Source organism: Paraburkholderia silvatlantica (assembly GCF_003096715.1).
Lineage (GTDB): Bacteria > Pseudomonadota > Gammaproteobacteria > Burkholderiales > Burkholderiaceae > Paraburkholderia > Paraburkholderia silvatlantica.
In genome coordinates this window covers 138,381-160,608 of record NZ_QEOL01000014.1, presented here as the reverse complement: position 1 = coordinate 160,608, position 22,228 = coordinate 138,381, and the positions used below count along the sequence as shown (strand labels likewise).

Sequence of the window (22,228 nt, the reverse complement as noted above, 5' to 3'; positions counted from 1 at the left end):
ACAGCCGGCGCGCGTTGCTTGCTGCGTTTTCTGCCCTGGGGCGAGCCCAGTTCCTGCGGTGCTGCCAGCCGTGCCTAGTGGCCGTTGTTCATCGCGGCGATTGCCATGCCGTTGTGCTGCAGGTTGCCGATGCCGCCGGCAATGTTCACGCCGATGTTGCCTTGCGCGCCGGTGAGCGTATTGGCGCCGAGGCTGGCCGTACCCTGGAACTGGCCAGTTGCCGCCATGGCGGCGTTTTGCGAGTTGTTATCCGTCGCGACCATCGCAGCCGTCGAGAAGGCCCCCTTGGTTGCCGTCGTCACGGAGCCGGCGAGGCTGTTGTTCTGCGCGTTGCCGATACCGGATGCGACGTTCACGCCGACGTTGCCCGACACGTTGGCGAGCGAGCCGTCGCCGACCGACGCATTGAGATTGAAGTTCTTCACGGTGGCCTTCCCGCTGGAGGCTTGCGTGTTGAAGATCTGCGCGTTGCCGAACACGTTGCCCATGTCGACAGAAGCGAGCGCGACATCGTTGCTTTGCGCGTTGTTGATGCCTTCCGCGATGTTCACGCCGAGGTTGCCCGTCACGCCGGTTGCCGCGCCGTTGCCCGTGTTGGCGTCGAGCGTGGCCGCCTTTTGCGTGTTGATGTGTTCGGTGACGGAGCCCGTCGTGTGCTCGTCGACGGTCTTGAGCGTGTCGTTCACGTCATAGCCCCAGCTCTTGCTCGAACTCGAGCTTCTCGACGACGAATGCTCGTGAAGGCTCGCGTTGGCGCTCACTGAGCTGTCCGAATGCGCATACGTGTTCGTCGACTTCTTCGAGTCTGAACTCGAGCCATTCGCGTAGGCCGAAACCGAGGCGCTGCCTTTGCCGTTGGCATAGGCCGTCCTGGTATTGGACGAGCTGTTGTCCGTGTTCTTCGCGTTGTTCACGTCCCAGTTCGCGCTGACATTCGTCGTGTCGCTGTTGTTGTGCGTATTGGTGGTCGTGTGCGACGTGCTTTCCTTGCCGCTGAGGTCGATGCTCGCCGAGCCGTTCTTGAAGTTGCCGGAATGCGACCACTTTGCGCTGGCGTCCAGGCTGCCATTGCCGCTTTGCGAATGCGTCGACGTGTTGTCGCCCTTGCTGCTATAGCTCGTTCCGAGGGACGCGCTGCCCTTGTCGCTATAGGTGCTGGACGTCTTCGAGTCGCTCGTATTGCCGCTGTTGGTGCTGACGGAATACTCGCCGCTGATGCCGGCGTTGAACTTCTTGTCGAAGCTCGAGTTGTTCGACGAGGTCGTCGTGGTCGAAGCATTGGACTGGTGCGCGCTCGCCTCGACGTTCAACGAGGACGACGTGCTCGACGAACTCGACTTCGAGTTCTGCCAGACTGTGTTGGTGCCCGTTCCCTTCGCACTGAGGTTGTAATTGTTGTACGTCGTCGTCTTGTTGCCGCTCGTGTACGTCTGTGCCTGCGGAAGGAGCGTGCCGCCACCGGTCGTCTGGCTGTTATTGATGACGGCGCCGGCGGTGCTCGAAACCGAGACGCAGCCGAACAGCCTGACAAAGCCGTCCATAAAAACGGTGTCGATTACGCCTGTGGTGTTGAAAAGTACTGCCGATGGAGCTGCGTAAGCGGAACCAGCCGCCGACGCAAGAACTGCCGCTGCTATGAGGGTGCGCTTCATGATTTCGCTCCGATACTGAGTGGTCAGTTAAAAAAGAGTGCCCGCCGGGGGACGGAGCACAAAACTGTTTGCCGTAGCATTACCGGCGCCGGCTGTCTGGTTCACCTGCACGAGGCCCGTCGCATTCCTGAATGCCGCATTGTCGATGCGTACCTCACGAATACCCCCTGCCTGGGCCATTTGCCCCTGACCGCCGCTTTGAGCAGCCGCCGCGGACAGTTCCCCGTCCGAGACCGCCACTACACCAATCGCCCCGCTGCTGATGAGAGCAGTGTTGCGCTGGACATTGCCCACGCCCGCCGACTGATTCACCATCATTGCGCCGTTCGTGTTTGCAAAAGCGCCTGCACCTATCGTCGCGCTCGCGCCTTTGAGCCGCGCCGTGACGCTGGCGAGCTGGTCGTCGCCGTTCACGTTGATCGACACGTTGCCGGTCGTGATCGTCAGCTGGTTGGCCTGCGCGTTGTCGAGACCCGCGGTCTCGTTCACCGTGAGCGCGCCGGTCGTCGACGTGGCGGCGCCCGGGGCGATGCTTGCCGTCGCGCCGACGCTTACCTGGGCCTGCGCCGCGCTCGCGAAGGCGAGCGCGGCGCAGGCGAGCGCGCCGGGAAGCGCCGTGCGCAACGTGCGCAACGTGCGCAACGTGCGCAACGTGCGTGACGTCTGGATCGAACGCCTCATTTCATGCCTCCCATGGCGCCCGTGAGCGGGGCGAGCGCGCCTGTGATCGTTGAGGAAATCGTGCCGCCGAGGCCGGCGCCGACGCCGGCGCTCGCGCCGGCCCCGGCCGCCACGTTCGAGCCGGTCGCGCTGCCCGTGAGAATGCGCGTGAGCGCCTCTACGCCGGCGGTTTGCGCGCTCAATGCGCCGTTCGCGTTCACGCCGCTCGAGCCGTGCGCGTTGGTGAGATCCGTGTCGGTGACGAGCGTCGCCATCGCCGGATCGAAGCTGTTCCTGGGAAAGGTCGTGGCGCGCACGAGTACGGGATCCTGACTCTTCGGCACGTTGTCGAAGGCGCTGCGCGGGGTGATGTCACGTTCGACGATGATGTCGCCGGGGTTCGTGACCTGCTGGGCGGCCACGCCCGCCGTGACGCTTGCGGCCAGGAGGCCGCACAAGGCGGCGGCGGCCTGGACCGAACGGCGGCTTGCGCCGCGCGTCGAGTTGCGAACTGCCATTCTGGTCTCCTCCGGCCGGAGTCGGCGCATCGGCGCCTCGTCCGGTCCTTTCGTCCTGGCTTCGCGCGTTTGCAGCGAACAGGACACCGCGCGGCAAGCGGCGCGGGTGCTATCTCATCGTTACTTTCTTGTGTAGCTCGCGAGGTTGCCCTGCGCGTTCTGGGTGGCGTCGACGGGGATCGGCAGCGGTGCGGGCGGCGCGATTTCGTCCCAGAGCGTCACGTTGTTGCCGCGCATCAGTTGCGGGGTGGCGGCCACCATCACCATGCCGACGGCGCCGCCGCGCTGGCGTGAAAGCGTCTGGTCGTCGAGCGAGCCGATGCCCGCGAAGACGCCTTCGTTGCCAAAGGCGACAGGGTCGGCCGGGGCTTGGGCGCCGGCAGCCATGGTGCTGGCCGGGTCCGCGGCGCTCGAGGGGGCATCGCCGGCCGGCGCGCTCACTGTGAACGTGGCGGGAACGAGCGCCGCAGGTGTTGCAGGAACGACATCCGGGGCGGCGTTCGCGACGCTGGCAACTGCGCCTGGCGCGGCAGGCGCATCGTCCACGGCCTGTGCGCGAGCACCGGGCGAGAGGACGAGGAGGGCGGCGGGAACGAGCATGGCGGCGCATGCACTGCGGTAGCCAATAACACTGCGCCGGACCTGCTGGATGTTGAGTCGCATGGCGTATCTCCTGGTGCGAGACATTTAGCGAAACGTGTGCCATCGCCCGCAATCCATTGATACGCTTCGAACCGCACTATTGCCTGCAAATTTTGAATGGCGGATATTCGCCAAAATGTTTCAACGCTGAAACGTGAGGCCGTTTAAACCCGTTTGGAATGCGATACGGGTTTCAAAGGAGAACGTTTGCGCGCCGGCTGCTTAACGATTGAGAGAAAGGAAACATCCGTAATTATTTCTGCACTGACAAAATACCGGCAAACTGATGGAAACATTTCCATCGGTCCCTTATCCATTCCTGTTGCATAAATTCTATCCAAGTGCCACGAGGCTATAGTAAGCTTCAGAAAATGCCGTAATACCTAAAAGAAAAAGCCCGCGACTGGGCAAGTTGACACACACGCCACAACTCGGGGATTCACTGTCAGCAAAAGCATGCGCGTTCACTGTTTTCAGGCACGCGAAAGCCGCTTTTTGCTGCGTGTCTGTACATTCAGGTGCGTGCCGTCATTTCCAAACGATGGTGTTGGCAAGAGGATCTGAATAATGGAACCTGCAACGCGGCAATTGGTGTACGTGACGCGAAGACCGGTCGAAGCGTTGAACGAGCGGTTCCACGAGCGTGGCTGGCAGGTGGAGATCGTCGGCAACGCAAGGGACGCGCGGCGCGCCTTCCGCGCAGGGATGCCTGCGGGCGGGCTGCTCGATCTTTCAAGCGAATTTCACCTGCATGAGATCGGTTCGTTCGAGCCGTGCCTCACGCTGCCCAACGTCGGCTGGGTCGCTGCGACCACGACGGGGCAGCTGCAGGATGCAACGCTGCGCCGTCTGGTGCGCGATTACTGTTTCGATTACGTAACGGTCCCCTGGAACGGCGATCGCATCGTCGATTCCGTCGGCCACGCGTATGGCATGGTTTCGCTCGGCGAAGTCGCCTCGAACGACACCACGGGCGGCGCCGAAGGCGAAATGGTGGGCTCCTGCGAGGCGATGCTGGCGCTGTTCCGCTCGATCCGCAAGGTCGCGCTGACCGATGCGCCGGTGTTCATCTCGGGCGAGTCGGGCACGGGCAAGGAACTCACGGCCGTGGCGATCCACGAGCGCTCGGCGCGCCGCAACGCGCCGTTCGTGCCGATCAACTGCGGCGCCATTCCCCCGCACCTGCTGCAGTCCGAGCTGTTCGGCTACGAGCGCGGCGCGTTCACGGGCGCGAGCCAGCGCAAGATCGGCCGGGTCGAATCGGCCAATGGCGGCACACTCTTTCTCGACGAAATCGGCGACCTGCCCATGGAAAGCCAGGCGAGCCTGCTGCGCTTTCTGCAGGAAGGCAAGATCGAGCGCCTGGGCGGCCATCAGTCGATTCCCGTGGACGTGCGCATCATCTCGGCCACCCACGTCGACATGCGCGCGGCGATGGTGGAAGGCCGCTTTCGCCAGGACCTGTATCACCGTCTGTGCGTCCTGCAGATCGACGAGCCGCCGCTGCGCGCGCGCGGCAAGGACATCGAGCTGCTCGCGCGGCACATGCTCGAGCGCTTCAAGAAGGACGGCAGCCGGCGCCTGCGCGGCTTTTCGCCCGACGCCATCGCGGCCCTGCACAACTACAGCTGGCCCGGCAACGTGCGCGAGCTGATCAACCGCGTGCGGCGCGCCATCGTGATGTCGGAGGGGCGTGCGATCACGGCGCGCGATCTCGAACTCGGCGACTACGTCGAGGTGGTGCCGGTCTCGCTCGCGCAGGCGCGCGAAGCCGCCGAGCGCCAGGCCATCGAGCTCGCGCTGCTGCGCCACCGCGGGCGACTTGGCGACGCCGCGCAGGAGCTCGGCATCTCGCGCGTGACCCTGTACCGGCTCTTGTGCGCGCACGGCATGCGCCATATGGAAAGCGAGCCGCTCGCGCCGCATCCGGGGGGCCTCGCTTCGGGCGGTTGAGGCGGGGCGGGGTGGCGGCTGGCGTTGCGCCCTTGTCCCCGCTGCGTGATGGACGCGCGGGGTGCGCGGGGCGCGCGCTTTTCGGCGCGGCCGACCCGGGACGCGCGCGGCGGGTAAAATCCTCTTTTTCCACCCTGAATCCGAACCGGGCGGCCACGCGCCCGACGAGGGAACCGCGCATGAAACAGTATCTCGAGCTCGTCCGCTCGATTCTCGACACCGGCACCTGGCAGGAAAACCGCACCGGCATCCGCACGATCAGCCAGCCGGGCGCCATGCTGCGCTTCGACCTGCGGGAGGGCTTTCCCGCGGTGACGACGAAGAAGCTGGCGTTCAAATCGGCCGTGGGCGAGCTGATCGGATTTTTGCGCGCCTCGCGCAGCGCCGCCGACTTCCGGGCGCTGGGCTGCAAGGTCTGGGACGCCAACGCGAACGAGAACGCCCAGTGGCTAGCCAACCCGTACCGCCAGGGCACGGACGACCTGGGCGACGTGTACGGCGTGCAATGGCGGCGCTGGCCCGCTTACAAGGTGCTCGACGCCGATGCCGCCGCACAGCTCGCCGACGCGCAGTCGCGCGGCTACGCGCGCGTGGCAGGATTTACCGAGGATGGCCGCCCCAAGGTGCTGCTCTACAAGGCGGTGGATCAACTGCGCCAGTGCCTCGATACGATCATGAGCAACCCGGCCGACCGGCGAATTCTGTTTCATGGCTGGAATCCGGCCGTGCTCGAAGAGATCGCGCTGCCGGCTTGCCACCTGCTGTACCAGTTCCTGCCGAACCCAATAACGCGCGAAATCTCGCTGTGCCTCTATATCCGCAGCAACGATGTGGGCCTCGGCACGCCGTTCAACCTGACCGAAGGCGCGGTGCTGCTGCATCTCGTTGGCCGGCTGACGGGTTATACGCCGCGCTGGTTCACGTACTTCATCGGCGACGCGCACATCTACGAGAACCAGCTCGACATGCTCAACGAGCAGCTGCGCCGGGAGCCCTACGCGAGCCCGCGTCTGGCCATCTCCGAGCGCGTGCCCGTGTATGCGAAGACGGGCATCTACGAGCCGGAGTGGCTCGAAAAGGTCGAGCCGTCCGACTTTTCGCTCGTCGACTACCGGCATCACGAGCCGCTCACCGCGCCGATGGCGGTGTGAGGCGCTTGCATTGACGTTAGCGGCCGGGTAGCCGCGTTGATAACCGCGCCATGAAAAAGCCCGCGAACGGCGACGTTTGCGGGCTTTTTCGTTGACGGCGCAGCGATCAGCCGTGGTGGCGATCGTCGTGATTGTTGCCGCTTGCGCGCTCTTGCGGATGAGGCGCGGGCTGCGGACGCGGTTGCGGTTGGGGCTGCGGGCGGGCTTCCGCGCGCGGCTGCGGCTGGGGCTGCGGATGGAATTCCGGGCGCGGCTGCGGCTGCGGTTGCGGACGGGCTTCGGCGCGAGGCTGCGGTTGCGGCTGCGGGTGAAATTCCTGACGCGGCTGGGGCTGCGGCTGGGCGCGAACCTCCGCACGTTGCTGGGGCTGCGGCTGCGGACGGACTTCAGCACGCGGTTGGGGCTGCGGTTGCGGCTGAGCTTGCGCCGGCGGACGGAACTCGGGGCGCGCCGCGGGCTGTTGCGCCGGCCGCGCCTCGGCTTGCGGCGGCATTTGCGCGGCGTGTTGCGCCGCAGCCGGCTCGGGCATCCGTTGCTGCGCCTGCGGCTGGCCACGCGCCGCGTCACGCTGCTCCTGCATCGCGACGGCGGGCGGCCTGCCCGCCTCGTTGCCCGGTTGGCCACGCATGGCCATCGGCGCATGTGGCTGCGTCCAGGCCGGCTGATGCGCTTCGCCGCGCGCCGCGTTCGCCGCGTTCATCGCGCCCGGACCAGGCTGGCCGGCGGCGGGCGCACCGCCTTCGGGCCGGCCCGCAAACTGCGGCGGACGCGGCACGCCATGTTCTTGCGCGGCGGGCGGCACGCCCGGCTGGCCATGCTCGGGGCCGCGCGGCATGGCGTTGGCGGCCGCGGCGCCCGGTTGAGGCGCGCCGCCAGCCATACCCGGACGGCCGGCTTGCGCCTGCGGGGCCGCCGGTCTGGGCGTCGCGCCAGGCAGCGGTGAATGCGGCGCCACGACGCGCACGTTCTGCGCGGGCCACGCGCCGTGCGCAGCTGGAGAGAACGGCGAGGAGGGCGCATGTGCAGGCGCAGAAACGCGCACCACGGGCGCGCCCGCACCCGGCACCGTGCCGCCGGCATGGGCGAAGCGCTGCGCGAGGTTGTCGTGGAACGCGGGCGGCGCGACCGGCGCGCGCGTGGCGACAACCTGACGCTGATTGAGCGACGCGGGCGGCCGGTAGTCGGCGCGGCGCATGTTGGGTCCGAAACTGCCCTTCACGGGCGCGATGCCGGGCGTGCCCGGGTCGATGCGCGCATTGCGCCATTGCCGCGGATCGACACGTTGCGCGAACCGCGAGACCGGCTGACCGTGGACGAACGCCGTGGCCGGCACCGCCGTCACGGCACCCGGCGCGCGATAGTTCACGTAGGTGTTGTGAACGTTGATATTCGTGATGTTGACGTCGCGCCTGACATTGTTGACGACGACAGTCTGGTTCACGCGCTCGTAGTAGTGCGGGCTCCAGCCGCCCCAGTGCGGATGCCACGGCTCGCCCGGCCCGAGCGCGAACCACGCGACGCCTGCGGCCGCGACGCCGCCTACTGCGAGGTTGACGCCCCAGTCCGTGCCGCCGTCTCCCCCGCCCACGAACGCGACCAGCGCCGGCGCATAGACGGGCGGCGCGCTCTCGACGATCGGCCCCGGCACCCACGCCCACGAATCGTCGACGTACGCCCAGCGTCCGTAGTGGTACGGCGCGAAGCCCCAGGGCGCGTCGTCGACCCACGTCCAGCCCCACGGCGCCTGCCACACCCAGTGGCCGTCGTGATACGGCGCCCAGCCCGCGGGCACCGAGTTCGGCGTCCAGACTTCGCCGTACTGCGGATCGCTGCGCCACGTGCCGTTGTTGTCGAGGTCCTGGTAGCCCGGGACGTCGCGCGAGACGTAGCGCGCCGAGACCGAGCGGTCCTCGGCGGCGTCGCGCGCGAGCGCCCACTGGTCGAAGGCGTCAGGCGGCGGCGCCTGGTCGCTCGCCACCTGCTGCAGGTCGGTGCCGGCGAAGCGGATCTGCTGGCCAGCCGACATCGGCGTCTGGCCGTTTTCGCCGTACACGGTCACGTTCCCGCTGCGCACAGTGACGGTCGTGCTGCTGCCGTCGGGCGCCACATCCACGCGATAGTCGCCGGGGCTCGTCACGCCGAGCGCGAGGTTCGGCGTGTCGATTTCATACGAGCTGCCGGGCGGCACTTCGCGCACACGCGTCGAGAGCGTGCCCTGCGCGACCTTGAGCTGGGCGGTCTGATCGTCGAGATTGAGGACGTCGAGGCTCGTTTGCGCGCCGAGGCGCACCGCCGTTGAGCCGATGTGCAGTTCCGAGCGCCCGTTGGCGTCGTTCCAGAGCTGGTCGCCGGTCGTGAGCGGGCGGTTGAGCTGCGCGTACGACCAGTCGCTCGCGCCGGCCGGCTCGGTGGTCACGGCACCGGCCATGTAGTCCAGACGCGCGACGCGGCTCGGCGGATCGCCGCCCGTCGCGGCGGGGGCGGTCGCGGCATCGGGCGGCGCCGCCTGCGCGAAGGTAGCGGGCGCGGCGGCGAGGTTCAGCGCCGCGAGCGCGGCGAGCGCAAACAGCGTACGGCGCGAAGTGCGCCGAAACTGGGTGATCGTAGGTGTGCGTGTCGTCATCATTGTTCTCCCGTCGACGGGATTGGGCGCCCCTAGTGCCGTAGCGCTTGGCGCCATCCCATGCTGGGCACTGTATCCGGAGGGCTTGTTTCCATGCTCGCGGATTTGTTAAGGCTTATGCACCAGATGTAACAGAACGTGCGACCGCAGGCGAAACGCGCATTTTTGCGCGCGAAATCGGCGATTTTGTCGGGTATTTGTCAGCTGATTCGGTTCGCGCGCCCGCTGTTTCAGGCATCCGCGATCGCGTCAAACTCGCGCTGTCCCTTGGGCGTGATGCGCAACACGCGCGGGCGGCTCGTGCGTTCGATCCAGCCGCCGTGCGTCCACGAATCGAGCAGCGCCGCGCCGAGTGCGCCGCCCAGGTGCGGCCTGCGCTCGCTCCAGTCGAGGCAGGTACAGGCAAAGCGCCGCCGCCGCGCGCGCAGCGCCGCCACGTCCACGCCCCAGGCCGCGAGACGCGCCGCGCCCTCGGGCGTGGCTTCGAGCGTGTCGCCGTCGCGCACCAGCAGGCCGCCGTCCACGAGGCGCTCGAACACCTGCACGGCCACTTCGCCGGCCATATGGTCGTAGCAGGTGCGCGCATGGCGCATCTCGAGCGGCACCGTACGCGCGGGGCGCGGCGCCGGGCGCTGCGCGGTGACGGCGTTGGACACCTGCGCGACGTTCATGAGCGCCTCGATCGCCGCGGCTATCTCGGGGTTGGCGATGCGGTAGTAGCGGTGGCGGCCGCGCACGTCGAGCGCGAGGAGCCCGCCGTCGGTCAGGCGCGCGAGGTGGCCGCTCGCCGCTGAAGGCGAAAGGCCCGCGATCATCGTCAGTTCGCCTGCGGGCCGCGCGCTGCCGTCCATCAGCGCCCACAGCATGGCGGCGCGGCCGGGATCGGCGAGCAGCGCGGCAACGCGTGCGAGGCCCGGGAAGTGGCTCGATTCGTCGGGGGCGGGGAGATTCATGGCGGCTCCTTCGTGGCTGGCGATGGCGGCTGACGTCGCCCACACCGTTACTTTAGCGAAATGGCGCATTCGACGTTTCAGTTTACGGTGAAGTGTCGATTGCCGGCGTTCGATGGCACCGCGATGGGGTCGAAGCATGGCCTGCTGCGGTGCGGACTGCGGCGCGCAGGAGCACCGCGCTAAAATCGTTTCTTCACGCAAATGGCCTGGCCTCTCATGAAACGCTTCCTCGCTCTATTTGCCGCCGCCGCGCTTGCCGCCTTGTGCACCGCCTGCGCAGGCGTTTCCGCGCCGTCGTCGAGCGGCACGAGCGGCATCACGATGTACGGCACGATCGACGAGGGCGTCACGTTCCGCAAGTGAGCAGGCACGCGTCATCTGGCAGTATTTGATGCCACTTTGACCTGACTGCCAAATCCGCGCGTGCGATGATGTGGACACATCGTCAGCATCGAGTCCGCCGCCATGCCGTCTCAACCGCCTTCCCATGCCGCCGCACGCCATGTCGTGTTCGCCGTCGCACCCGAGCTCGTGCTGCTCGACGCCTGCGGCCCCATCGAGGCGTTCTGGCGCGCCGAGCTGGCGATGCGTGCAGCGAGCGGCACAAGCGGCACAAGCGGCACAAGCGGCACAAGCGGCACAAGCGGCACAAGCGGCACAAGCGGCACAAGCGGCACAAGCGGCGGCGAGCCCTGCGCCTACCGCACGACGCTCGCCTCCGTCGCCGGCGGCGTGCTGTCCACGTTCGCGGGCATGCCCATCGTCACCGAGCGGCTCGACACGCTCGACCCCGTCACGATCGACACGCTGATCGTGCCCGGCGTCCCGATCTACGACACGGCGGACACCACCACCACGCTGCAATCCGAACTCGTCGCCTGGATCGCGGCGGCCGCGCCGCGCGCGCGCCGCGTCGCGTCGGTCTGCACGGGCGCGTTCTATCTCGCCGCGGCGGGCCTGCTCGACGGCCGCCGCGCCGCCACGCACTGGCGCAACGCCGCCCAGCTCGCGCGGCGCTTTCCCCGCGTCGAAGTCGATCCCGAGCCGATCTTCATCCGCGACGAGCGCGACGGCCGCGCCGTGTGGACGTCGGCGGGCGTGACGGCGGGCATCGATCTCGCGCTCGCGCTGATCGAGGAGGACTGCGGCCATGCGGTCGCGATGCAGGCGGCACGCCGCCTCGTCGTGTTCATGAAGCGGCCCGGCGGCCAGTCGCAGTTCAGCGAGGCGCTCACGGCTCAGGCCAGCGCGGGCGCGGAGTTCGACGCGCTGCACGGCTGGATGGCCGCCAATCTGCACGGCGAGTTGAGCGTCGAGCGCCTCGCCGAAGAAGCGCGCATGAGCCCGCGCACGTTCGCGCGCCGCTATGTCGATGCGGTGGGGCGCACGCCGGCGCGCACGGTCGCGGCGATGCGGGTGGAGGCCGCCGCCCACGCGCTCGTGCAGTCGCGCCGGCCGCTCAAGCGCATTGCGGCGGACTGCGGTTTCGGCACCGAGCAGAATCTGCGGCGCGCATTCGAAAGGTCGTACGGCGTGCAGCCGCTCGACTACCGCGCGCGATTCGCAGCGAGCTGAAAACACCGCGGACGGCGTTTCGCAAGCGGCTGCGACCGTCTGTCTTATTGCGCTCGTATAATCAACGCCTCCTCACCCCATCATACGAGCCGCCGTACGCGGCTTTTCGCCATGAGCCAAGCCGAGATGAAGACGCCTACCCAGCCGCTGGACCGTTCGGAAACGACGTTCCGGTTCCTCGCCGAGCCGAATTCGGTGAACTTCGGCGGCAAAGTGCACGGCGGTGCGCTGATGAAATGGATCGACGAGACGGCGTATGCGTGCGCCGCGGTCTGGTCCGGCCGCTATTGCGTGACGGTGAGCGTGGGCAATATCCGCTTTCGCCGGCCGATTCTCGTCGGCAACATGGTCGAGTTGCGCGCGCGCGTGGTCGCCACGGGCCGCACGTCGATGCATATTCACATCACCGTGCACGCCGGCGACCCCAAGAGCGGCCAGCTGCGCCTCACCACGGACTGCCTGATCGTGTTCGTGGCCGTCGACGAAAACGGCAATCCGGTTCCCGTGCCGACCTACGTGCCGGAAACGGACGAGCAGAAGCGCCTCGCGAAGTACGCGCTCGACGTGAAGGATGCACTCGACGCGATCGTCGAACTCAAGCCCGAGGAAGTGGCGAAAGGGCAGGTTTGATAAAGAGAAGGCGCGCTGTTGCGCCAGCATGAAAAGCGGGCGGCGAGGGTATGAACCACGCCGCCCGCGTCGCGTTTTAGCCCCGCAAACAGCGCTTATTGCTTCGCGTTGCCCACCATCTCGCCGGGCTTCACCCACTCGTCGAACTGCTGCCCGGTCACGTGTCCCAGCGCAAGCGCGGCGGCCTTGAGCGTGGTGCCTTCCTTGTGCGCCTTCTTGGCGATCTGCGCGGCCTTGTCGTAGCCGATGTGCGGATTGAGCGCCGTCACGAGCATGAGCGATTCGTTGAGCAGCGTATCGATGCGCGAGCGGTTCGGTTCGATCCCCACCGCGCAGTGATCGTTGAAGCTGAGCGCGCCGTCGGCGAGCATGCGGATGGACTGCAGCACGTTGTGCGCGATCATCGGGCGGAACACGTTCAGCTCGAAGTTGCCGCTCGCGCCGCCCATGTTCACGGCCACGTCGTTGCCGAACACCTGGCAGCAGAGCATCGTCACGGCTTCGGATTGCGTCGGGTTGACCTTGCCCGGCATGATCGAGCTGCCCGGCTCGTTCTCGGGAATCGACAGTTCCCCCAGGCCGCAGCGCGGGCCGCTCGCGAGCCAGCGAATGTCGTTGGCGATCTTCATGAGGCTCGCGGCCACCGTCTTGAGCGCGCCATGCGCGAACACGAGCGCGTCGGCGGCGGCCATCACCTCGAACTTGTTGGGCGCGGTGACGAAGGGCACGCCAGTGAGCTGCGCAATACCCTCCGCCACCTTGTGCGCGAACTGCGGATGCGCGTTCAGGCCGGTGCCCACGGCCGTGCCGCCCTGCGCGAGTTCGTAGAGATGCGGCAAGGACGATTCCACGTGCCTGATGCCGTGATCGAGCTGCGCGACGTAGCCCGAGAACTCCTGGCCGAGCGTGAGCGGCGTGGCGTCCTGCAGGTGCGTGCGGCCGATTTTCACGATGTCGGCGAAGGCCCTGGCCTTCGTGTCGAGCGTATCGCGCAGCGTCCTGAGCGCCGGCAGCAGATGCTTGACGATGCCGTAGGCGGCGGCCACGTGCATCGCGGTCGGGAATACGTCGTTGGACGACTGGCCGCGGTTGACGTCGTCGTTCGGATGCACCTTGCGCGCCTCGCCGCGCTCGCCGCCCAGGATCTCGCTCGCGCGATTCGCGATCACCTCGTTGAGGTTCATGTTGGTTTGCGTGCCGGAACCCGTTTGCCAGACCGCGAGCGGGAATTCGCCCGCATGTTTGCCCGCGATGATCTCGTCGGCGGCCTGCATGATGGCGCGGGCCTTGGTCTCGTCGAGCACGCCTAGCGAAAGATTCACTTCGGCTGCGGCGCGCTTGATCGTCGCGAGCGCGGTGATGAGTTCCGGCGACTGCTTTTCGGTGGAGATGCGGAAGTTCTGCAGCGATCGCTGCGTTTGCGCGCCCCAAAGCTGCTGGGCGGGCACGGCGATCTCGCCGAACGTGTCGCGCTCCATGCGGACGTTTTCGTTGCTTGCGGTCATTTGATACTCCGGTGATTGAGGCGGCGCCTTCGGCTCGCGCAGCTTGCGCTGGGTGGGAGGGCGCCGCTTTCGTGACGGGTTCGGATCCGCGTGGTGGCTGGGCTGCGGCGGCGCTGCGCTTCTCGCGTGGCAACTGCGGCGCCAGGCGCTGCGCAAGCGGCCTGGCGGCTGGCTCGACGGCGGAGGGTACGGCGTAAGTCAAGCGTCCTGCGTTGAGCTCGTCCGATAGCGACGTGCGCTCAAAGCCGTTTTACAGCCGTTTCACAACTGGCTGTCGACCGGCAACAGCAAGAATAGCCCGGTTAGGACATTTCTGTAGAAACCCGCGCCAGGGTCGAGGTTGTAGGTGTGGATCATGCCGTTCTCCTCGTCGGTCCAGACGAGCGGCGAGTTGACCGTCGTGCCTTTGAGCAGCGCCAGTTGCGCGGGGGTCGCGAGCGTTACGCGATAGCTCACCTGCGCAGACGTCGCCCGCTTGAACAGATCGGCGACTTCATGCGCGATCGGCGGACTCTCCACGGTGAGCGCAAGCTCAGTGTTCAGGCGCGCGGAACGCGGATCGAGATTGAGCGAGCCGATGACGAGCGCGCTTTCGTCGATCACGTAGGCCTTGGCATGCAGGCTCGCGCGCGAGCGCGAACCTACGACGCCGAAGCGCTGCTCGTCGTCGCGCTCGCCCTGCTGCGGCTTGAACTCGTAAAGCTCGGCGCCGGCCTCGAGCAGCGGCACGCGGTAGGGGCTGTAGCCGGCCTGCACCGCCACGGCGTCGGTGGCGGCGAGCGAATTGGTGAGGATCGCCACGCGCACGCCGCGCGAGGTGAGCGCGCGGATGGACTGCACGCCCGTGTCGTGCGGCACGAAGTACGGCGAGAACACCAGCACGCTGCGATGTGCCTGATGGATGCGATCGAGCAGCGCGCGCATGGCGTCGCCCAGCTCGCCTTGTTCGGTGCCCGCGATCTTGCCGGGCGAGTCGGCCACGAACGCCCATTTTGCCCAGACGAGCCCGAGCGTGTTGTCCGTGATCTGCTGCGCGAGCGGCGTGGCGTTGAGCGGTTTGGCGTTGTAGGGTTCGGCGCTTTCGCGCCAGTGCTTGCGCAGGTCCTCGCGTGCGGCGTCCAGATCGTGTGCGTCGAACTTCTGATGATTGAGCACGCGCAAGGGGTAGGAGATCGAGCTGTTCCAGTACTCGTCGAAGCTGGCCGAGACGCTTTGCGCGACCGGGCCCGCCGTGAGCACGTCGAGGTCGCGGAAGTCGATCGTCGGGCTCGCGTTGAAGTATTCGTCGCCGAGATTGCGGCCGCCGACGATCGCCATTTCGTTATCGACGATCGTCGCCTTGTTGTGCATGCGGCGCGTGAACTGGTCGACGTTCGTGAAGAAGTTGCGCGTGCGCAGGTACATCGATTCGCTCGTGCTGCCGTACGGATTGAACACGCGGATCTGGATGTTCGGATGGCTGTTGAGCGCGGCCATCAGGCGGTCGATGTCGTGAAAATTCAGGTCGTCGACCAGCATGCGCACGCGTACGCCGCGATCGGCTGCATAGAGCGCCGAGCCGAGCAGCAGCTTGCCGGTGGTGTCCTCGTTGGCGATGTAGTACTGCATGTCGAGCGTTTTCGTCGCCGCGCGCGCGAGCGCGACGCGCATCTGCAGCGAATCGGTGCCGGTGGCGAGCAGGCGAAAGCCCGATTCGTCCGGGTGAGCGGCAACGGGCGCGGCGAGCGCGGCGCCGAGCGGCGTGGCGCCGGCTTGCCGGGCCGGCAGCGCCGCGCTCGTCTCGCGCGGGTAGTCCGTGGCGGGCGGCCGCGTCGCGCAACCGGCGACCAGCGCGAGGCAAACGAGCGCGAAGAGGGCACGCGGGGGGGCATGCAGCGGGGCACGCGGCGGGGTGCGCCGCAAGGTCATGCGTTGCGTGACGGCTTCGGATCGGGCGGAATGCGCGGGCAAACGGATTCTCCATGGCGGCGCGGCCCATGATGGTTCGTTTTCATTGCACGGCTTCCCGAAGATTCTACGAGAAGCGGCCCGCCCAGGCTCGCGTCGGCGGACACACTGCGTCTGCAAATTCCGGGCCGCAAGCATCTGATGTTTGAGCTCGGTTTGAGCGCGGCCGCCAGCGCCCGGGCGCCGCGCGGATCAACCGCGCTCGGGCGACGCGTTCGGGGCGCCTTGTGCATCGCGCGCGCTGCCGCGCGCCGGCTTGCCGGCCCAGTAGCCGGCGAGCACCGACCCCGAGAGGTTGTGCCACACCGAGAAAAGCGCGCCGGGCAGCGCGGCGAGCGGCGAGAAGTAGAGCTTGCCGAGCGTCGCGGCGAGGCCCGAGTTCTGCATGCCCACTTCGATGGCCAGCGTGCGGCACACCGACTCGTCGAAGCCGAGCAGGCGGCCGCCCCAGTAGCCGCCGAGCAGGCCGATGCCGTTGTGCAGCACGACCCCGAGCGCGACGAGCGGGCCGACCGTGGCGATGCTCGCGTGCGTGCCGCCCACCACAGCGGCGATGATCGCGAGGATCGACACCATGGAGACGAGCGGCAACACGGGCTCGACGCGGCGCACGGCTGAGCCCGCGAAGCGGTTCACGACAAGGCCGATGGCGATCGGCAGGCCGACGATCTGCAGGATGCTCATGAGCATGCCGCGCACGTCGACGACGATCGAGGCATCGACGTAAAGGCGCGTCAGGAGCGGTGTCGCGAATACGCCGACCAGGGTGGAGAGCGCGCTGATCGTCACCGACAGCGCAACGTCGCCGCGCGCGAGATAGATCATCACGTTCGATGCCGTGCCGCTCGCCACGCTGCCCACGAGCACCATGCCCGCCGTGAGATCGGGCGGCATGTGCAGCACCTTCGCGATCGCCCAGGCGGCGAGCGGCATGACGAGATAGTGCAGGAAGATGCCCGCGGCGACCGGCGCGGGCCGCGTGAAGACGCGCTGGAAGTCGGCGAAAGAGAGCGTGACACCCATCGCCAGCATGATGGTCATCAGGAGCGTCGTGACGTGCGGAGCGATCGGCGCGACGAGGCCCGGATCGAAGTAGGCCAGCAGGGAAACGAGGACGGCCCAGAGCGGGAAGAGGCGGGTAATCGGGGCAAGCATGAAGGGATGGTCCGTGAGTGGGTTCGTTATGCGTTGGCGCACGGCAAGCGGCGCCGGGGTGGCCGGCGGCGCTTGCGGGCGCGGCTGTCTCCAAACTGTTCTTGCCCTCGTGGGACGGACGCCGCCTGCGGCGCCAGGCGCGTATTTTAACCGCTTGAGCCAATGCGGCCCGGCCGGTCAAGTCATCGCTTCAACCCACGCTGCCCGTTGCGGCGCGAGCCTGCGAGCGCAGGCTCATCCGGTGAAAGCGCCACGTCATGAGCACGGCCACGGTGGCGAGCCCGGCCGCCAGCCCCCACCAGAGCCCGAGCGCGCCCAGGCCGAAGTGGAACGCGAGCGCGTAGCCGAGCGGGAAGCCGATGCCCCAGTAGCCGAGCGTGGCCGCGAGCATCGGCACGCGCGTGTCCTTCAGGCCGCGCAGGCAGCCCGACCCCACGGTCTGCGCGCCGTCGACGATCTGGAAGATGGCCGCGACGCCGAGCAGCGTGGCGGTCAGCGACACCGTGTGCGCATTGGCCGGGTCGTCGAGATGCAGGTAGAGTCCGACGATCCAGCGCGGCGCAAGCACCATCACGAGCGCCGAGAGCGACATGAAGCCGACGCCGAGCCCTAGCGCGACGAAGCCCGCATGGCGCGCCGCGCCCGGCACGCCCGCGCCGGACCAGTAACCCACGCGCACGTTGGCCGCCTGACCGATCGCGAGCGGCACCATGAACGTGACGGAGGCCACGTTCAGGGCGATCTGGTGCGCCGCGAGCGGCGTCTCGCCGAGCAGGCCGGCGAGCAGGCCGGTGGCGAGAAAGAGCGTCGCCTCGACCGCATAGGTGATCGCAACCGGCCAGCCGATCGTGAAGAGTTCGCCCATCAGCGGCGCCGTCGGCCTGCGCGCGACGACGAAACGCTGGTGCGAAGGCCGCAGGTGCAGCAGCGCCATCAGCACGAACGCGGTGAGCCATACGGTGAGGGTCGTCGCCACCGCCGAGCCGAGAAAGCCGAGCCGCGGCAGACCCCACGCGCCGTGGATCAGCCCGTAGTTCAGAAAGCCGTTGATGAACACGCACGCAATCGACACCCACAGAAGGCGCCGCGCCGCGCCGATGGCGGGCAGGAACGAGCGCATGAGCCCTACGCCGATGAGGCTGGCGGGCGCCCCCCAGCGCAGCACAGCCGTGTATTCGCCGATGTGATGCGCAAGCAGCGTCGGCTCCCCGAGGGCGCGCAGGATCGGCTCGGCGAACGAGAGCAGTGCGAACGCCGGTACCGAGAGCAGCAGGGAGAGCGCGAAGCCGGTCCAGTAGATGTGCGGCACGTGGTTTTCGTTGTCGGCGCCGCGCGCTTGCGCGACGCTCACGCTGACCGAGGTCAGCACGCCCTGCAGCACGGTCACTACCACGAAGAACAGGTTGGTGCCAAGGCCGCCCGCGGCGAGCGCGTCGGCGCCGAGCGAGCCGAGCAGCACCGTGTCGGTTACGCTCATCGCCATCTGCGAGAGCTGGGCGATCGCGAGCGGCCCGGCGAGGCGCGCGGTATCGGCGGCATGGCGGCGCAGCGTGGGCGGCGCGGAAACGGCGCGGCGGGAAAGCGTGGTTCGAGTCATGAAAAACAAGCGGCGCGAGACAAGCGCGCCGCGCGGCAGGGTTCGTCTGTCAAAACTGAAAGCTTATTGCGAGACAGCGACCTTGTCGATCCAGATGCTCAAATCTGGTGCATGGCTGGCGCCTGCGGGCACGTTCCGGCAGCGCTTACTCGCTCGCCTTGATGGCAATGCGCGTGTCGCCGAGGAGCACGGCCTGGCCCGCGCGGATCTTGCACGTCTTGCGCAGCTCGACTTCGCCGTCCACTTTCACCGCGCCCGAGGCGACGATCTGTTTGGCCGAGCCGCCGCTGTCGGCGAGTCCGGTGATTTTCAGGAGGTTGTGCAGTTCGACGTAGTCGCCGGTCAGCGTGAAATCGAGGTTGGGCATGGCGGATTGCAATTCGAAAGGCGTGCGGCTGGCGCGCGAAGGGTGAGCATCATAAGCGATGGCGGGCTTGCCAGCGTCGGTCACCGCATTGCTCACGTCGAGGGGCCAGATGTTATGAATTCGTCAGCAAATGAAACGTTGCGTAACGTCGCGGGACCCGACGGCGATCTTCATACCAGAATGGTTTCACCCGGATCGACCGCGCCGCTCAGGTTTGCCCGAGCGGCTCCTTCGAGCGGGGGCGCGTTTGTGGCGGGCTTGCCCGTGCGCAAAAGCGCCTTCGGAACCACTGCACAGAGGATACGCCATGACCCAGATTCGCAAGCTGCTCACTGTTACCGCCGCTTTTGCCACCGTGACCACTGCCGCCGTATTCGCGCAGGGCGCGTATGCTCAAAACGCGGCCCAGGGCGCGACCCAGGCCGGCGAAGCCCCGACGATGGCGCCTTCCGGCGCACCGGCCATGGCGCCGGGTGCCGCCCCGGCCCAGCTGACCGGCCAGGCGCCGAGCCAGGCGCCAGCGGCCGCGGGGATCGCGCAACCCGCGCCCGCGCCGCAGGCCCTGACCGCCCCACAGTCCGCCGACCCGCTGGTGCAAAAGCGCAACGCGAACGCGGCGGCGAACGCCGAATACCGCAGCGCGAAGAAGTCGGCGAACGCCGGGTACAGCGACGCGAAGCAGCAGGCGAAGTCGCAGTACAAGGCGCAGGTGAAGGACGCGAAAATCAACCACAAGGCCGACCGTCAGGCCAACGACTCGGAAATGAAGGACCAGATGAACGGCATGTCGGCCCAGCAGCAGGGCGGCCAGTCGCAGTAACGAACGGCCGGTGCCGATGGCGCCCGCGCCTTCTGGGGCGCCGGCCTTCGCCAGGGCTTGTGAGCGGCGGCGTCCGGCGACGGGCGCCGCCGTTTCATTGGCGGCTCCGGAGTGCCGGTGGGTGTCCATCGGTGCCGGCGGCGGCGAAACGCGCCGCGGCATTGTCGTTAAATCCCGCCAGATCGCCATGGAATCAGGCGCTTGCGGACGCATGGTGTATGGATATACAGTATGCGTCGCTCCTTCCCGATTCGCCACATTCATCGTCCCAGCGCCCGCCGTGTCCACTGTTTCCGTTGCCGACTCCTCCGTCTCCGATGCCAGCCCGGCGCGCGCCGAAGCGGTCAATGCCGTTTCTGCGTGGCTCGCGAAACTCAACGACGCGCAGCGCGAGGCCGTCGAGCACGGCGGCGAAGCGGGCTATGCGCCGGGTTCGGCGCTGCCGGGGCCGCTGCTCGTGATCGCGGGCGCCGGGTCGGGCAAGACGAATACGCTCGCGCACCGCGTCGCGCATCTGATCGCAGGCGGCGCAGACCCGCACCGCATTCTGCTGCTCACGTTCTCGCGCCGCGCCGCGCAGGAAATGACGCGGCGCGTAGCGCGTATCGCCGCGAGCGCGCCGGGCGCGGCCGCCGCGCTCGCGCAGGGGCTCACCTGGGCGGGGACCTTTCACGGCGTGGGCGCGCGCTTGTTGCGCGAGTACGCGGATCACATCGGCCTTTCGCCGGCGTTCACGATCAACGACCGCGAGGACTCCGCGGATCTCATGAACCTCGTGCGCCACGAACTGGGTTTCTCGGCCAAAGAAAAGCGCTTTCCCTCGAAATCGACTTGCCTTGCGATCTATTCGCGCGCGGTCAACACGGGCGACTCGCTCGCCCACGTGCTCAACCGTTCGTTCTCGTGGTGCCTCGAGTGGGAGCCGCAGCTGCGCACGCTGTTCGCGTCGTACGTCGCCGCCAAGCAGAAGCAGAACGTCCTCGACTACGACGATCTGCTGCTCTACTGGGCGCACATGGCCGCAGAGCCCGCCATTGCCGTCGATCTCGCGGGGCGCTTCGACCACATCCTCGTCGACGAGTACCAGGACACCAACCGCCTGCAGGCCTCGATCCTGCTCGCGCTCAAGCCCGATGGCCGCGGCCTCACCGTGGTCGGCGACGACGCCCAGGCGATCTATTCGTTTCGCGGCGCGACCGTGCGCAACATCCTCGACTTCCCGGCACAGTTCGACCCGCCCGCGCGTCAGGTGACGCTCGAGCGCAATTACCGTTCGACGGCGCCGATCCTCGCCGCCTCGAACGCCGTGATCGACGCGGCCGCCGAGCGCTTCACCAAGAACCTGTGGACCGATCGCCCCTCGCAGCAGCGCCCGCGCCTCGTCACCGTGGCCGACGAGGCCGCCCAGGCGCGCTACGTCGTCGAGCAGATTCTCGAGGCGCGCGAAGCGGGCATGAAACTCAAGCAGCAGGCCGCGCTGTTTCGCGCGGCGCACCACAGCGCGACGCTCGAAATCGAACTGGCGCGGCGCAATATCCCGTTCGTGAAGTTCGGCGGACTGCGTTTTCTCGACGCCGCGCACGTGAAAGACGTGCTGGCCGTGCTGCGCTGGGCCGAGAATCCGCTCGACCGGGTGGCCGGGTTTCGCGTGACGCAGTTGCTGCCGGGCGTCGGGCCGGCCAACGCCGCGCGCCTGCTCGACCAGGTGGCCGCGTGCACGGGCGCGTATCGCGCCGCCGAGGCGCTCGCGGCGTTCGCGCCGCCGCCGCGTGCGGCCGAGGACTGGCCTGCGTTTGCGTCGCTCGTCGACAGCCTCTCGATGCGCTCGACGCCGTGGCCCGCCGAATTCGAGCGCGTGCGGCGCTGGTACGAGCCGCACCTCGAGCGCAATCACGAAGACGGCCAGGCGCGTCTCGCCGACTTGCTGCAGATGGAGAGCATCGCGAGCACCTACGCCTCGCGCGAGCGTTTTCTCACCGAACTCACGCTCGATCCGCCCGACGCGACGAGCGCCGAATCCGCGGATCCGCTGCTCGACGAGGACTATCTGATCCTCTCGACGATTCATTCGGCGAAAGGTCAGGAGTGGCGCAACGTGTTCGTGCTCAACGGCGTGGACGGCTGCATTCCGTCCGATCTCGGCGCGGGCAGCGACGACGAGCTGGAGGAGGAGCGGCGGCTGCTCTATGTCGCGATGACGCGCGCGAAGGAGGATCTGCACATCGTCGTGCCGCAGCGCTTTTATGTGCACAATCAGGTCGCGTCGGGCGACCGGCACGTGTGGGCCTCGCGCACTCGCTTCATTGCGACGCCCATGCTGCCGCTGTTCGAATCCCGCGCGTGGCCGCCCGCGCCGCTCGCGAGCGCGCCGAGCGCGGCTGGACTCGCCGCCGCCGCGCAGGCGAAGGTCGAAATCGCCGCGAAGCTCAGGAAGATGTGGGATTAAGGAGGCGAGTTGGGGGCGCGCCGCTTTCGGAGCG

At 67.7% G+C, this 22,228-nt stretch carries 18 protein-coding genes; 7 read left to right on the top strand and 11 right to left on the bottom strand.

All coding sequences use genetic code 11. The features are described 5' to 3' along the window. Positions 1-74: 74 nt before the first annotated feature. From C7411_RS19785 to C7411_RS19770, 4 genes are all read right to left on the bottom strand, one after another. Positions 75-1,652 carry a cell wall anchor protein gene (locus C7411_RS19785; protein ID WP_110387419.1) on the bottom strand — a complete coding sequence of 526 codons (1,578 nt, stop codon included), beginning with the start codon at positions 1,650-1,652 and terminating at the stop codon, positions 75-77. Between the two features lie 27 nt (positions 1,653-1,679). Further along, complete coding sequence (locus C7411_RS19780; RefSeq protein ID WP_243413245.1) at positions 1,680-2,333, bottom strand: hypothetical protein; 654 nt, start codon at positions 2,331-2,333, stop codon at positions 1,680-1,682. Further along, a complete protein-coding gene (locus C7411_RS19775; RefSeq protein WP_181431388.1) occupies positions 2,330-2,830 on the bottom strand; it encodes a hypothetical protein in 501 nt (166 codons plus the stop codon). Before C7411_RS19775 ends, C7411_RS19780 begins: the two co-directional genes overlap by 4 nt. Positions 2,831-2,950: 120 nt before the next feature. After that, positions 2,951-3,493 (bottom strand): hypothetical protein, encoded by a 543-nt coding sequence (locus tag C7411_RS19770; protein WP_110387417.1) that lies wholly within the window; start codon positions 3,491-3,493, stop codon positions 2,951-2,953. 546 nt (positions 3,494-4,039) lie between these two features. Here C7411_RS19770 and C7411_RS19765 point away from each other — a divergent pair. Beyond that, a complete protein-coding gene (locus C7411_RS19765) occupies positions 4,040-5,425 on the top strand; it encodes a sigma-54 dependent transcriptional regulator (RefSeq protein WP_110387416.1) in 1,386 nt (461 codons plus the stop codon). 179 nt (positions 5,426-5,604) lie between these two features. Then, entirely contained in the window at positions 5,605-6,576 is a 972-nt protein-coding gene (locus C7411_RS19760; RefSeq protein ID WP_110387415.1) for a thymidylate synthase, read from the top strand. A 106-nt stretch (positions 6,577-6,682) separates the two neighbouring features. Here the strand turns inward: C7411_RS19760 and C7411_RS19755 are convergent, their stop codons facing one another. After that, on the bottom strand, positions 6,683-9,199 hold the full coding sequence (locus C7411_RS19755; RefSeq protein WP_110387414.1) for a DUF6600 domain-containing protein: 2,517 nt from the start codon (positions 9,197-9,199) through the stop codon (positions 6,683-6,685). A gap of 230 nt (positions 9,200-9,429) precedes the next feature. After that, positions 9,430-10,152: an ArsR/SmtB family transcription factor gene (locus tag C7411_RS19750; RefSeq protein ID WP_110387413.1), complete on the bottom strand. Its 723-nt coding sequence runs from the start codon at positions 10,150-10,152 to the stop codon at positions 9,430-9,432. 216 nt (positions 10,153-10,368) lie between these two features. On the opposite strand from C7411_RS19750, the gene C7411_RS37580 reads away from it, so the two are divergent. From C7411_RS37580 to C7411_RS19740, 3 genes are all read left to right on the top strand, one after another. Next, the gene (locus C7411_RS37580; RefSeq protein ID WP_165822842.1) at positions 10,369-10,515 is read left to right on the top strand and encodes a hypothetical protein; all 147 of its coding nucleotides are present in this window, start codon (positions 10,369-10,371) and stop codon (positions 10,513-10,515) included. Positions 10,516-10,617: 102 nt separating this feature from the next. Beyond that, a complete protein-coding gene (locus tag C7411_RS19745) occupies positions 10,618-11,727 on the top strand; it encodes a GlxA family transcriptional regulator (RefSeq protein ID WP_110387412.1) in 1,110 nt (369 codons plus the stop codon). A 126-nt stretch (positions 11,728-11,853) separates the two neighbouring features. Then, complete coding sequence (locus C7411_RS19740) at positions 11,854-12,357, top strand: acyl-CoA thioesterase (RefSeq protein ID WP_042261109.1); 504 nt, start codon at positions 11,854-11,856, stop codon at positions 12,355-12,357. Between the two features lie 95 nt (positions 12,358-12,452). Here C7411_RS19740 and fumC read toward each other — a convergent pair whose 3' ends face one another. The 5 genes from fumC to C7411_RS19715 form a co-directional block, all read right to left on the bottom strand. Then, positions 12,453-13,862 (bottom strand): class II fumarate hydratase, encoded by a 1,410-nt coding sequence (fumC, locus tag C7411_RS19735; protein WP_110387411.1) that lies wholly within the window; start codon positions 13,860-13,862, stop codon positions 12,453-12,455. Between the two features lie 261 nt (positions 13,863-14,123). Next, complete coding sequence (locus C7411_RS19730) at positions 14,124-15,812, bottom strand: phospholipase D family protein (RefSeq protein WP_373682688.1); 1,689 nt, start codon at positions 15,810-15,812, stop codon at positions 14,124-14,126. Between the two features lie 189 nt (positions 15,813-16,001). Further along, positions 16,002-16,964, bottom strand: a complete 963-nt coding sequence (gene panS / locus C7411_RS19725; protein ID WP_110387410.1) for a ketopantoate/pantoate/pantothenate transporter PanS — start codon at positions 16,962-16,964, stop codon at positions 16,002-16,004. A 190-nt stretch (positions 16,965-17,154) separates the two neighbouring features. After that, positions 17,155-18,561: an MATE family efflux transporter gene (locus C7411_RS19720; RefSeq protein ID WP_110387456.1), complete on the bottom strand. Its 1,407-nt coding sequence runs from the start codon at positions 18,559-18,561 to the stop codon at positions 17,155-17,157. 145 nt (positions 18,562-18,706) lie between these two features. Then, a complete protein-coding gene (locus C7411_RS19715; protein ID WP_028206712.1) occupies positions 18,707-18,928 on the bottom strand; it encodes an RNA-binding S4 domain-containing protein in 222 nt (73 codons plus the stop codon). Positions 18,929-19,235: 307 nt separating this feature from the next. Here C7411_RS19715 and C7411_RS19710 point away from each other — a divergent pair, with 307 nt between their 5' ends. Then, the gene (locus C7411_RS19710; protein WP_110387409.1) at positions 19,236-19,748 is read left to right on the top strand and encodes a hypothetical protein; all 513 of its coding nucleotides are present in this window, start codon (positions 19,236-19,238) and stop codon (positions 19,746-19,748) included. A gap of 187 nt (positions 19,749-19,935) precedes the next feature. Beyond that, positions 19,936-22,194: an ATP-dependent helicase gene (locus tag C7411_RS19705; RefSeq protein ID WP_243413248.1), complete on the top strand. Its 2,259-nt coding sequence runs from the start codon at positions 19,936-19,938 to the stop codon at positions 22,192-22,194. The last annotated feature ends 34 nt before the right edge of the window (positions 22,195-22,228 follow it).